The 12,075-nt window shown below is 63.9% G+C and carries 11 protein-coding genes; 8 read left to right on the top strand and 3 right to left on the bottom strand.

What is annotated here, in order from left to right:
- Positions 1-11 precede the first annotated feature (11 nt).
- The gene (locus DM374_RS25780; protein WP_177431607.1) at positions 12-740 is read left to right on the top strand and encodes a GntR family transcriptional regulator; all 729 of its coding nucleotides are present in this window, start codon (positions 12-14) and stop codon (positions 738-740) included.
- 6 nt (positions 741-746) lie between these two features.
- Here the strand turns inward: DM374_RS25780 and DM374_RS25775 are convergent, their stop codons facing one another.
- A complete protein-coding gene (locus DM374_RS25775; protein ID WP_110972414.1) occupies positions 747-1,361 on the bottom strand; it encodes a TetR/AcrR family transcriptional regulator in 615 nt (204 codons plus the stop codon).
- A gap of 145 nt (positions 1,362-1,506) precedes the next feature.
- Between DM374_RS25775 and DM374_RS25770 the strand changes: the two genes are divergently transcribed.
- The 4 genes from DM374_RS25770 (at position 1,507) to DM374_RS25755 (ending at position 5,851) form a co-directional block, all read left to right on the top strand.
- Positions 1,507-2,769 (top strand): serine hydrolase domain-containing protein, encoded by a 1,263-nt coding sequence (locus tag DM374_RS25770; protein ID WP_110972413.1) that lies wholly within the window; start codon positions 1,507-1,509, stop codon positions 2,767-2,769.
- Positions 2,770-2,891: 122 nt separating this feature from the next.
- A complete protein-coding gene (locus tag DM374_RS25765; protein WP_110972412.1) occupies positions 2,892-4,226 on the top strand; it encodes an alginate export family protein in 1,335 nt (444 codons plus the stop codon).
- A 24-nt stretch (positions 4,227-4,250) separates the two neighbouring features.
- Entirely contained in the window at positions 4,251-5,348 is a 1,098-nt protein-coding gene (locus tag DM374_RS25760) for a polyamine ABC transporter substrate-binding protein (RefSeq protein ID WP_110972411.1), read from the top strand.
- Positions 5,349-5,368: 20 nt separating this feature from the next.
- Positions 5,369-5,851, top strand: coding sequence for a DUF3237 domain-containing protein (locus DM374_RS25755; RefSeq protein ID WP_110972410.1), 483 nt, complete (start codon positions 5,369-5,371; stop codon positions 5,849-5,851).
- Between the two features lie 68 nt (positions 5,852-5,919).
- On the opposite strand, the gene mhpT is transcribed toward DM374_RS25755, so the two are convergent.
- Positions 5,920-7,140, bottom strand: a complete 1,221-nt coding sequence (gene mhpT, locus DM374_RS25750; RefSeq protein ID WP_110972409.1) for a 3-(3-hydroxy-phenyl)propionate transporter MhpT — start codon at positions 7,138-7,140, stop codon at positions 5,920-5,922.
- Positions 7,141-7,450: 310 nt separating this feature from the next.
- Between mhpT and DM374_RS25745 the strand changes: the two genes are divergently transcribed.
- Entirely contained in the window at positions 7,451-8,752 is a 1,302-nt protein-coding gene (locus DM374_RS25745) for an OprD family porin (protein WP_110972408.1), read from the top strand.
- 189 nt (positions 8,753-8,941) lie between these two features.
- Here the strand turns inward: DM374_RS25745 and DM374_RS25740 are convergent, their stop codons facing one another.
- Entirely contained in the window at positions 8,942-9,418 is a 477-nt protein-coding gene (locus DM374_RS25740) for a MarR family winged helix-turn-helix transcriptional regulator (protein WP_095157330.1), read from the bottom strand.
- 200 nt (positions 9,419-9,618) lie between these two features.
- Here DM374_RS25740 and DM374_RS25735 point away from each other — a divergent pair, with 200 nt between their 5' ends.
- Together DM374_RS25735 and DM374_RS25730 are read left to right on the top strand one after the other, a co-directional pair.
- Positions 9,619-10,449, top strand: a complete 831-nt coding sequence (locus DM374_RS25735; protein ID WP_095157332.1) for a p-hydroxycinnamoyl CoA hydratase/lyase — start codon at positions 9,619-9,621, stop codon at positions 10,447-10,449.
- An 84-nt stretch (positions 10,450-10,533) separates the two neighbouring features.
- A complete protein-coding gene (locus tag DM374_RS25730) occupies positions 10,534-11,982 on the top strand; it encodes an aldehyde dehydrogenase (protein WP_110972436.1) in 1,449 nt (482 codons plus the stop codon).
- Positions 11,983-12,075 lie beyond the last annotated feature (93 nt).

Here is a 12,075-nt window from a genome sequence, read left to right as displayed (position 1 = left end):
GACCTCTGATCATGTTGCCCACCCCTGAAAAAAAGGCCGCCAGGGAGCGGCCGGAAAACCTCGCCGAAGGCATCTATCAGCAGCTCAAGGAGGACATCTTCGAATTCCGCCTGCTGCCGGGTGACCGCTTCAGCGAGGGCGATGTCGCCAAGCGCCTGGCGGTCAGCCGCACGCCGGTGCGTCAGGCGCTCTACCACCTGGAGCGCGAGGGTTATCTGGAGGTGCATTTTCGCAGCGGCTGGCAGGTGCGGCCGTTCGACTTCGCGCGGTTCGAGGAACTGTATGACCTGCGCATCGTTCTGGAACTGGCTTCGGTCCGTCACCTGTGCGGGCTGGAGGTCGAGCTGGCCGGGCACCTGGAACATCTGGTGAGCATCTGGCTGATCGAGGAGGGCCAGCGCTTGCAGGACGGCCGCGCGGTGTCACGCCTGGACGAGGAATTCCACTGCGCGCTGGTGGCCGCCACCGGCAACCGCGAAATGGCCCGGGTGCACCGCGAGGTGACCGAACAGATCCGCATCATCCGCCGCCTGGACTTCACCCAGTCGCCCCGGGTGTCCGCCACCTACGAGGAGCATGCCGACATCCTCGATGCCATCCTCCAGCGCCGCAGCGAACAGGCCTGCCAGTTGCTGCGCGCGCATATCGAAGTGAGCAAGGCGGAAGTGCGCAAGATCACCTTGCACATGCTGCACAGTGCAAGGCAGCGGTTGGCGATGAAAGTGGTGGACGGCGGTTAGGCCGGCTCAGTCCGGGCGCATCCCCTGGAAAATCAACTGCGTGGTCAGTCGCACCTGCCGGGCATGGGCCTCACGGTCCGGCTCGGCGGCGCTGACCAGCCGCAGCAGTTGCAGGTGGGAATAATCGTTGAGCAGGAACGCGGTCAGCTCCACATCCAGCCCGGCGTGCAGCTTGCCGCGGGCTTGCAGGTCGCGCAGGACACTGGCGATCTGCGCTTGCAAGGCCGCGTTCATTTCCCGGTACGCCTGGGGCAGGCCTTCGCGTTCGTTGCTCAGGATCAGCGGCAGCAACTCGCGCCAGAGCGGCGCGGGCAGGACTTCCAGCGAGTAGCTGACCAGCAGTGACTCCAGATGGCAGAGGGTGTCCACCGGATCGTCGAACTCGCGCATCTTGTCGCGCAGGTCGAGCACGGCACGGTTGTCGGCCTCCTTGAGCATTTCCAGGATGATTTCCTGCTTGCTGTTGAAGTACTTGAACACCGTTGGCGCCGACACCCCGGCGTGCCGGGCGATCTGCTCGATGGTGGTGTTCTGGAAACCCTGGCGCTGGAACAGCTCGATCGCCGCGTCGGCGATCGCCTGGCGGCGCATTTCCTTTTGAAGTTCTCGCAGTCCGCTCACGCTGACTCCTTTGCGATGGATCGGTTGCGCAGAGGATAGCGCTCAGTGTTTGCTTGGTAAAATATTTTATTGACTAAAACTTTTGTCAGAGTTAATTCTTTTATGGCATCTGCCTCGACGCAGAGTCATTTCCAGGATCGACCCGATGAGCCACCACGACTTCACGCCCCTTGCCCGGTTGTATGCCGAGGCGCACGAATCCCTGATTGCCGGGGCCGCCCGGCCTGACCTGATGCAAGGCTTTCCCGCAGCGCCTGAGCAGCGGGTGACCTGGGCCAACTGGATGCGTCCGCCGTTCAGCCGTTGGGGCTTTCGCAATCTGGCGCGGTTGCGGCCGAGCATTGATGTACGGGCTGGCAGCGCCGGCGCCAGCACGCTCGACGAGGCGCCGCGGGCGCTGGAAGACTGGACGTTCGAAAGCGTGTGCGGGCTGTCGGTCAGCGTCGCCGAGCATCTGCAGGCGAGCAACACCGACGCCTTGCTGGTGCTGAGCCGTGGCCAGGTGGCATTCGAGCGTTACTTCAACGGCCAGCAGGTCCACGACCGGCACGTCATGTTCTCGGTGACCAAGTCGCTGATCGGCACTCTCGGCGAGCAGCTGATCGCTTCCGGCACGCTGGACCCGAATGCCCTGGCCCGCCATTACGTGCCGGAGTTCGAAGGCAGCGCGTTCGGCGAGGCCACCGTGCGGCAACTGTTCGACATGGCCGTGGGCATCGCCTACAGCGAGGTCTACGACGATCCCGCCTCGGAAAGTTCGCAATACGGCTACGCCTGCGGTTTCCAGCCGGCGCCAGAGGAGTACCGCCAGTACGAATCGCTGTACCAGTACCTGCCTTCGCTGCGCCAGCGCGGCGAGCACGGCGGTTTCTTCCATTACGTCACCGCCACCACCGAAGCGCTGGCCTGGGTCATGGAGCGGGCTTGCGGCACCGCGTGTCCGGCCTTGCTGGAGGCGGTGTGGGGTGAACTGGGCTGCGAGCGCGACGGTTACTTCATGGCCGACCCCTGGGGGCGCGGCGTCGCGGGTGCCGGTTTCAGCGCGACTGCGCGGGACATGGCGCGCTTCGGTCAGTTGCTGCTCGATGGCGGTCGCCACGCAGGCCGGCAACTGATCGCCGCCGGGGCCATCGACGCGATTCGCGCTGGTGCCAACCCGGCGATCTACGCGGCCAACACTGAATTCTCCCACTGGACTCCCGGCGCGTCGTACCGCAGCCAGTGGTACGTGTTCAACGACCACAGCCAGGCGCTGATGGCGGGCGGCATTCACGGCCAGTACCTGTTCGTCGATTTCCCGTCGCAGACGGTGATCGTCAAACAGTCCTCGCTGGCTGAAGCGGTCACCGACCTGGACGCCGACAGCGTGCGCATGCTGCGCGCCATCGCCGCGGGCCTGAATTCCTAATTAGAAAAGTGTTCCCGAGCGCTGGTCCCGCCAGCGTTCTCGCCTGATCCGTCAGGTGTTGGCGGCGTTCTGCGCCGCCGCGACTGCCCTGTAATACAACAACAAATGCACAGGAGCTTTATATGTATCGCACTCCGCGTTTTACCGGCGTGTTGCTGGCGTTCGGCCTTGCGTCGGCCAGCCAGGTGTCACTGGCCGGTTATGTGTTCGAAGAAGGCAACCTCAAGGGGGAGCTGTCCCTGACGGCTGGCGGCGCCAGCCTCAGCGCCCGCAACGTCAACTTCGGCCTGGGCCGCACCGACCTGCGCAACGGTCGCAACGACGGCCAGCGCACCGATTGGCAGGAGTTCTATCTCAAGCCCGGAATCACCCTGGACTACCGGCTCAACCCGGATTTCAGCCTGCTGGCGGGTGGGTCGATGGTGGCGGCGACCACCTTCGGCGACGGCGACCCGGGGGGCAATACCCGTAGTTCCGATGGCCGTGCCACGGTGGAGGAGGCTTACGCGGGTTTCCGCGCGGGTGAGTGGAAGTTCACTGCCGGGCGGCAGAACTACCTGGTTGGTAACGGCTTTATCGTCATGGACGGCAACCTCGACCTGTTCGGCGACGCTGCCTACTGGCTCGGCCCGCGTACCGCCTTCCGCGACTCGGCGTTGCTGGCCTGGGACAAGGGCCCGTTGCAGGTCCAGGCCTTCAGCCTGCGCACCGACGATCACCTCGGCAACTACCGCATGAACGGCGCCAACCTCGACTACGACCTCGACGGCCAGGTGACCCTCGGCGCGATGGCCATGCAGGTCGATGCCCTGGCCAGCAATCGCACGGCCCGCGCTGCTCGCGACGGCATGCAGGTCTATAACCTGCGGGCTCTGCGCGGCAAGGTTCCGGGGTTGCCGGCGCTGACCCTGAACGCCGAATACGCAGTGCAGCGCGGCAGCGGTGACGGGGTCGATTACGACGCCAACGCCTGGTACGCCCAGGCCGACTATGCCTTCGAGCAACTGCCGTTCAGCCCGGTGCTGGGCTATCGCTACGCGCATTTTTCCGGCGACGACGATGCCGGCGATAACACGCAGAAAAGTTGGGATGCCCTGAGCAAAGGCTTTATCGATTGGAGCACCTGGCTGGTCGGCGATATCACCGGCAACTACCTGCTGTTCAACAGCAACGAGAACGTCCATCAGTTCTCGCTCAAGAGCAAAGTCAGCGATACCGTCACCCTCGGCGCCATCCACTACCAGTTCTGGCTCGATGAAAAGAACTACCAGGGCGCACCGGTGGACAGCCGTCGGTTCGCCGACGAATCGGTGATCTACCTGGACTGGACACCGACGCCGCGCCTCTATACATCACTGTCCTACAACTGGGTCAAGGCCAAGTCCGCGGCGCGCCAGGTGTTTGGCGATGACCAGCGCTTCAGTGCCGTCGAACTGTATTTCACCTACCGCTACTGATCCGTGCCGCCCAGGAGAATCCCCATGAACACGCTTTCCCTCCGTGCCCTGCTTGCCGGTTTCACCCTGTTTGCCAGCGGCCTGTGTGCGGCCCAGCCGACGGTGCGCATCTACAACTGGATCGAGTACCTGCCACCGGAAATCCTCCAGGATTTCGAAAAGGACACCGGCATCCGCCCGATCTACGACGTGTTCGACAGCGTCGAAACCCTGGAATCGAAACTGCTCACCGGCAACTCCGGCTACGACGTGGTATTCCCCGGCACGTCGAACATCGGCAAGCTGATCCAGGCGGGCGCCGTGCAACCGCTGGACCGCAACAAGCTGCCCAACTGGAAACACCTCGATCCGGCCTTCATGACCAGCATTGAAACGGTCGGCGACAGCGGCAACCGCTACAGCGTACCGTACCTGTGGGGCACCACGCTGATCGGCTACAACGTCGACAAGGTGCAGAAGGTTCTCGGGCCCGACGCGAAGATGGACAGTTGGGATGTGATCTTCAAACCGGAAAACCTCTCGCGATTGGCCTCGTGCGGCGTGGGCTTCCTCGATGCCGCCGGCGAGATTCTGCCCATCGCCCTGCATTACCAGGGGCTGGACCCCAACAGCAAGAAACCCGACGACTACAAACAGGCGCTGGCGTTGATGCTGCAGGCGCGGCCGAACATCAGCTACTTCAACTCTTCGCGCTACGGCATGGACCTGGCCAACGGCGACATCTGCGCGGCGGTGGGCTGGTCCGGCGGGATCGCCCTGGCGCGGCAACTGGCGAACGCCGCCGGCAAGGGCGTGAAGGTGGAAATGGCCTTGCCGAAAGAGGGCGCGCCAATGTGGGCGGACGTCATGGCGGTGCCGCTCAACGCACCGAACGTCGACCAGGCCCATGCCTTCATCGACTACATCCTGCGGCCTGAGGTGATTGCGCGGATCAGCAACCGGATCGGCTACCCCAACCCCAACAAGGACGCCACTGCGCTGGTGGACGAGGCAATCCGCAACGACCCGAACATGTACATCCCGGACGCGGCACGCCAGACCCTCTTCGCGCTGGAACCACTGCCGGCGTCGATCGAACGGATCCGCACACGCACCTGGACCACCGTCAAGAGCAACCGCTGAAGCGGGCCGGGAGCGTTGATATGAGCGATACATCAGAGTTCGCCGCTCCCGCGCTGGACTGGATCATGAGCCTGTGGGTGCGCATCGCCCCGGGCGAAGACCTGGGCCAGTGCGTGGAGGGGCAGCGCAGCAATTACCCGATTCTCGGCGGGCATTTCGAGGGGCCGGATCTGCGCGGCAAGGTGCTGCCCGGTGGCGCCGACCAGTTCCTCCTGCGCCCGGATGGCGTGGGTGAACTGGACGCCCGCTACAGCCTTTTGAGTGATCGCGGCGAGCGCATCAATATCCACAATCGCGGGTTGTTGCTACTGGACGAGGAGGGGCGACGGCTGGAGGCCGAGGGGATCTGGCCGGTGGCGGCGGAGCACTATCGCTGCACCTGCTCGCCGCAGTTCCAGGTCGCCGAGGGACGACTGGCCTGGTTGCGGGAGGAGGTGTTCATAGGCCGGGTGACGTACCCGAGTGAGGAGGTGGTGCGGATCGAGTGTTATCGCTTGCGGTGAATCGTTGCGGCGACGTGCTTCGGGGGCCTTGTGGGAGCGGACGCATACGCGCCCACAAGGTGTCAGCCTCAGGAGCCCGCGTTCTGCACCGGTACCGCCGACCCGGCGTTGTCTCCCGAGCGGCGCAATACATGCAGCACTGCCAGCGCGGCGACCACCAGGCCCGGCGATGCGGCCAGCAACACCCCGGCAGTGCCGGCGCCGGCCGCAAGGATCTGCCCGGCCGCCAGCGGACCGCTGACCGAGCCGAGACGACCGATGGCGACCGCCGCGCCCACACCGGTGGCGCGCACGGTGGTCGGGTAGAGCGGTGGGGCCAGGGCGTAAAGCACCAGTTGCGCCGCCAGCACGAACAGTCCGGCGGCAAAGCCGGCAATGGCCATGGCCGTTACACCCACCGCCAGGCCCAGGCCAGCCAGTGCCGCCAGCAGTCCGGCGTAGATGCACAGCGTGACCCGTACCGGGTTGCCGCGGTCCAGCAGCACGCCGCCCAGCAGCGAGCCAATCGCCCCGCCAATGTTGAACAGCATCTGTACCAGCCCGGCCTCGGGCTTGCTGAAGCCCTGGCCGATCAGCAGCGACGGCAGCCAGTTGAGCAGCATGTACATCACGGTCAGGGTGAAGAAGTAACTCAGCCACAGCATCAGCGTGGCACTGCCGCGACCGTCGCCGAACAGCGCGGATGAGGTGGAGGGCCGTTGCACCGGGCCGACGGAACGCTGGAACGCGCTCGATTCCGGCAGCAACGCCAGCATCAGCGGCACGGCGGCCAGGGGCGCCAGGCCGCCAATGATGAAGGTCATCTGCCAGTGGTCGTGGGCGAACATTGCCACCACTGCGGCCAGTGCGCCGCCCAGGGGGACACCGGAATACATGATGCTGATGGCGGTGCTGCGGCGTTTTTCACCCACCGCCTCGGCGCACAGCGCGATGAGGTTGGGCAGGGCGGCGCCGAGGCCCAGACCGGTCATCAGGCGCGCCAGCAGCAGTTGGCTGTAGTCGCCGACATAGGCCGTCCACAGGGAAAACACGCCGAACAGAATGACCGCGGCCACCAGTACTTTCTTGCGTCCGATACGGTCGGCCAGCCAGCCGCCGAAGAAGGCGCCTGGCAACAGGCCGATGATGCTCGCGCTGAACACCCAGCCGAGCATCTTCGGATCGAGTTCGAAACTCTGGCGCAGACCAGCGGCTGCGGTGCCGGCCGATTGCAGGTCGAAACCTTCGATCAGCGCGACGATGAAACACAAAGCGATTGTCAGCGTCGGACGACGCGATGAAGTGTCCATGGCATGGCCTCATTTCTTGTTGTTGTTTTGCTGCGCCGGTGATGTCCAACGCGAAAATAAGATTAACAAATATAACTAAATTTACAGCGGTTTTTTTTGCTGAGCTTTGGGCATCTGAAAGCGTTGTGCTAGACGCGCCGGGTAGGGGAAAGCAGCAGGCTCTGTACTAGATAGTTAATAAAATTAATGTTCGATTATCGATCATTGACCGTTGACGAGGCCTCAAGGGCTTTCCATTCTCCGCTGCGAGACGGCGCCTGACACGTTGTCTCGATGCCAAAAAAACAACAACAAGAGTGGACAACCCAACATGCATGAATGCGTTCGTGACACCCGCGCTACGCCCGGCTTCCGTGCCTCCGGCTGCCTCGCTCTGGCCGTCGCACTGGCCAGCGGCCAAACCATGGCCGCCGGCTTTTTCGAAGACAGCCACGCCACCCTCGGCCTGAAAAACTACTACCTGGATCGCGACTACAAGGACGGCGGCGCGAAGAGCGCGGCCCGCGAATGGGCGCAGGGGTTCAACCTGAATATCGAGTCGGGCTTTACCGAAGGGCCGCTGGGCTTTGGCCTGGATGCCCGTGGCCTGTTGGGGGTGAAACTGGATTCGGCGCCATCGCGCAGTGGCACCGAACTGCTGCCGGTGTCGAAAAGCGACGGCGTGGCCGCCGATGACTATTCGCGGCTGGCGCTGACCGCCAAGCTGCGTTTGAGCCAGAGCACGGTGAAGAGCGGCGACGTGATGATCTTCCTGCCGTTCGCCTTTGCCAGCCCTTCGCGCCTGCTGCCGCAGACCTTTCGTGGTACCACCCTGGTGTCGAAGGAAATCGACGGCCTGACGCTCAACGCCGGTTACCTCGATCGGATCAACAAGCGTGATTCCACCAGCTATGAGCGCATGGCGATCGCCTCGCCCAACGGCCGCTTCAAGGGCGCGCAAACCTCATCGCACATGGCCTATGCCGGTGCCGACTACCAGCTCAACAAGGCCTTGGGCGTGCGCTTGTATCATGCCGAGCTTGAAGACCTGTACCAACAGGACACCCTGGCCGCGCTTTACGAACAGGCCATTGGCGACGGCACGTTCAGCGCCGACCTGCGCAGTTTCTTCAGCCGTGAAGACGGCCAGGCGCGGGCCGGCGCGGTGGACAACCGCAACCTCTCGGCGCTGCTCAGTTATCGTCTGGGCGGGCACAAGCTGGGGATTGGCTACATGCATTCCACGGGCGACACGGCCACGCCTTATGTCTCGGGCACCGAGTTGATGGGCATGAGTGAACTGACCATGAGTTCGGATTTTCTCAACGCCAAGGAACGCACCTGGCAGGCGATCTACGACTACGACTTTGTCGCGGTCGGCGTGCCGGGGCTGAAAGGGCGGCTGCGCTATGTGCGCGGGGACAATATCGAACTGACGTCGCTCAATGCTGATGATCGCAAAGAGCGCGAGTTCCAGATGGAGCTGGGTTATGTGATCCAGAGCGGGCCGTTGAAGAACGTCGGGTTGCTGGCGCGCAAGTCGATCTACCGCAACGACTTCCCCACGGGTGCGGCGTTCCGCGATGAGAACCAGAGCCGCTTCCTGGTCACCTATACGTTGCCGATCTGGTAAGTGCTCGATGATCCGGGCTGGCCAGGATCTCTGTAGGAGCGGCTTTAGCCGCGATTGGCCGCAAAGCGGCCACAAAACCTGAGTCCCCGGTGAATCAGGCTGACCGAGGACTCAGGCTCTGCGACGGCTCTGCCGTCGATCGCGGCTGAAGCCGCTCCTACACAGTCCTCGCTCGCCAGTGGATTCTTGCTACTGATAAACCTTCTTCAACAGCCGCAACAGCTCCGCGCGCTCGGCATCGTCGAGCGCCGCAGTGGCGTCGTGGTCGCTGTCGGAGGCGATCTGCTTGAGGTCCTTGAGCAGGGTTTCACCGCTCTTGCTGAGGAAGATGCCGTAGGAGCGCTTGTCCGGCTTGCAACGGATACGCACCGCCAGCGCGCGTTCTTCCAGCTTGTTCAGCAGCGGCACCACCTGCGGCGGTTCGATGGCCAGGGCGCGGGCCAGGTCGGCCTGCATCAGCCCGGGATTCTGCTCGATGATCGCCAGCGCGGAAAACTGCGCCGGGCGCAAATCATGCACCGCCAGGCGGCTGATCAGGTTCTGGAACAGCTTCAACTGGGCTCGGCGCAGGGCATAACCGATCAGGTCTTCGAGGGACGCATCCAGCGCCGCAGCGGGGGCATCGGACTCGGGGAGGGTATCGGTTTTGCGGGCGGACCTTGCCATCGGGAAGCAGACTCCTTGAACCATGGATAAGAAAATTACCTAGTCTGCCTGTATGAGCCAGATCTGGCTAGCCAGGATTCATCGAAGACTGAACCCAAGGCGCCAGCAAGAAAGATAATTTTCATAATAGTTAATTGACATAACTAATTTGCTCGATTAGCTTGCTGAACATCGCCCACGAACAACAAGAGTGCAAACACATGAGCAACTACGAAGGCCGCTGGACCACCGTCAAGGTCGAACTGGAATCCGGTATCGCCTGGGTCACCCTGAACCGTCCGGAAAAACGCAACGCCATGAGTCCGACCCTCAACCGCGAGATGGTCGACGTGCTGGAAACCCTGGAGCAGGATCCTGAAGCCGGCGTGCTGGTGCTGACCGGTGCCGGCGAAGCCTGGACTGCGGGCATGGACCTCAAGGAATACTTCCGCGAAGTGGACGCCGGCCCGGAAATCCTCCAGGAAAAAATCCGCCGCGAAGCCTCGCAATGGCAATGGAAACTGCTGCGCATGTACACCAAGCCGACCATCGCCATGGTCAACGGCTGGTGCTTCGGTGGCGGCTTCAGCCCGCTGGTGGCCTGTGACCTGGCGATCTGCGCCGACGAAGCCACCTTCGGCCTGTCGGAAATCAACTGGGGCATCCCGCCGGGCAACCTGGTGAGCAAGGCCATGGCCGACACCGTGGGCCATCGCCAGTCGCTGTACTACATCATGACCGGCAAGACCTTCGGCGGGCCGAAAGCCGCCGAGATGGGCCTGGTCAACGAAAGCGTGCCGCTGGCGCAACTGCGCGAAACCACCCGCGAACTGGCGCTGAACCTGCTGGAGAAAAACCCGGTGGTCCTGCGTGCCGCCAAGCATGGCTTCAAGCGCTGCCGCGAACTGACCTGGGAGCAGAACGAAGATTACCTGTACGCCAAGCTCGACCAGTCCCGTCTGCTGGACACCGAAGGCGGCCGCGAGCAGGGCATGAAGCAGTTCCTCGACGACAAGAGCATCAAGCCGGGCCTGCAAGCCTACAAGCGTTGATGCCGATGGGCGGCGTTTGTGCGACGCCGCCCGTTTCTGCCAGCCTTCGATGATTCCCGATAACGACAAGAAAGAGGAATGAGCATGTTGCAGGTGCCTTTACTGATAGGCGGGCGGTCGTGCCCCGCCAGTGATGGACGGACGTTCGAGCGACGCAATCCGGTGACCGGCGAGCTGGTGTCGCAGGTTGCTGCCGCCACCCTCGAGGACGCCGACGCCGCGGTCGCCGCTGCCCACGCTGCATTCCCGGCCTGGTCGCAACTGGCGCCCAACGAACGGCGCAGCCGTCTGCTGGCCGCCGCTGACGCCTTGCAGGCGCGGACCGGCGAATTCATCGCTGCCGCCGGCGAGACCGGCGCCATGGCCAACTGGTACGGTTTCAACGTCAAGCTGGCCGCCGGCATGCTGCGCGAAGCCGCGTCCATGACCACCCAGATCACCGGCGAGGTGATTCCCTCCGATGTGCCTGGCAGCTTCGCCATGGCGGTGCGTGCGCCGTGCGGCGTGGTGCTGGGTATCGCGCCGTGGAACGCTCCGGTGATTCTCGCCACCCGCGCCATCGCCATGCCGCTGGCCTGCGGCAATACCGTGGTGCTCAAGGCGTCGGAACTCAGCCCCGCAGTACACCGGCTGATTGGCCAGGTGCTGCAGGATGCCGGCCTTGGCGATGGCGTGGTCAACGTCATCAGCAACGCCCCGGCTGACGCGCCGGCGATTGTCGAGCGGCTGATCGCCAACCCTGCCGTGCGCCGGATCAACTTCACCGGTTCGACCCATGTCGGGCGCATCGTTGGCGAACTGGCGGCGCGGCACCTGAAACCGGCGCTGCTGGAACTGGGCGGCAAGGCCCCGTTTCTGGTGCTGGACGACGCCGACCTGGACGCCGCCGTCGAAGCGGCCGCCTTCGGTGCCTACTTCAACCAGGGCCAGATCTGCATGTCCACCGAGCGCCTGGTGCTGGACGAAGCCATCGCCGATGCCTTTGTCGACAAGCTCGCGGCCAAGGTCGCCAGGCTGCGTGCCGGTGATCCGCAAGACCCGGCTTCGGTGCTCGGTTCGCTGGTGGACAGCGGTGCCGGTGAACGCATCAAGGCGCTGATCGATGACGCCGTGCAGAAGGGCGCGCGGCTGGTCTGCGGCGGCCAACTGGACGGCAGCATCCTGCAGCCGACCCTGCTGGACAAAGTGGACGCCAGCATGCGCCTGTACCGCGAAGAATCCTTCGGCCCGGTGGCTGTGGTGGTGCGCGGCAAGGGCGACGAGGCGCTGCTTGCGCTGGCCAATGATTCGGAGTTCGGTCTGTCTTCGGCGATTTTCAGCCGCGACACCGGCCGCGCCCTGGCCTTGGCCCAGCGCGTTGAGTCGGGCATCTGCCATATCAACGGTCCGACGGTGCACGACGAGGCGCAGATGCCCTTCGGCGGCGTGAAATCCAGCGGTTACGGCAGCTTCGGCAGCCGCACGGCCATCGACCAGTTCACCCAGTTGCGCTGGATCACCTTGCAGCATGGCCCGCGGCACTACCCGATCTGACCCGTCGAGCAACACCCGCCGCCTGGCGCATCCGGGCGGCGGCACGACAGACAACAAGAACAAGGAGCAACCTGCGTGAATTCCGAAGCCAGC

It is taken from the genome of Pseudomonas huaxiensis, assembly GCF_003231275.1.
Classification (GTDB): Bacteria; Pseudomonadota; Gammaproteobacteria; order Pseudomonadales; family Pseudomonadaceae; genus Aquipseudomonas; species Aquipseudomonas huaxiensis.
This window is presented reverse-complemented; position numbering and strand designations above follow the sequence as displayed.

What these genes read in the sequence shown, in the direction of transcription:
- DM374_RS25780 (WP_177431607.1), top strand. Translation starts at nt 12, where the DNA reads ATGTTGCCCACCCCTGAAAAAAAGGCCGCCAGGGAGCGGCCGGAAAAC.
- DM374_RS25770 (WP_110972413.1), top strand. Translation starts at nt 1,507, where the DNA reads ATGAGCCACCACGACTTCACGCCCCTTGCCCGGTTGTATGCCGAGGCG.
- DM374_RS25765 (WP_110972412.1), top strand. Translation starts at nt 2,892, where the DNA reads ATGTATCGCACTCCGCGTTTTACCGGCGTGTTGCTGGCGTTCGGCCTT.
- DM374_RS25760 (WP_110972411.1), top strand. Translation starts at nt 4,251, where the DNA reads ATGAACACGCTTTCCCTCCGTGCCCTGCTTGCCGGTTTCACCCTGTTT.
- DM374_RS25755 (WP_110972410.1), top strand. Translation starts at nt 5,369, where the DNA reads ATGAGCGATACATCAGAGTTCGCCGCTCCCGCGCTGGACTGGATCATG.
- mhpT (WP_110972409.1), bottom strand. Translation starts at nt 7,140, where the DNA reads ATGGACACTTCATCGCGTCGTCCGACGCTGACAATCGCTTTGTGTTTC.
- DM374_RS25745 (WP_110972408.1), top strand. Translation starts at nt 7,451, where the DNA reads ATGCATGAATGCGTTCGTGACACCCGCGCTACGCCCGGCTTCCGTGCC.
- DM374_RS25740 (WP_095157330.1), bottom strand. Translation starts at nt 9,418, where the DNA reads ATGGCAAGGTCCGCCCGCAAAACCGATACCCTCCCCGAGTCCGATGCC.
- DM374_RS25735 (WP_095157332.1), top strand. Translation starts at nt 9,619, where the DNA reads ATGAGCAACTACGAAGGCCGCTGGACCACCGTCAAGGTCGAACTGGAA.
- DM374_RS25730 (WP_110972436.1), top strand. Translation starts at nt 10,534, where the DNA reads ATGTTGCAGGTGCCTTTACTGATAGGCGGGCGGTCGTGCCCCGCCAGT.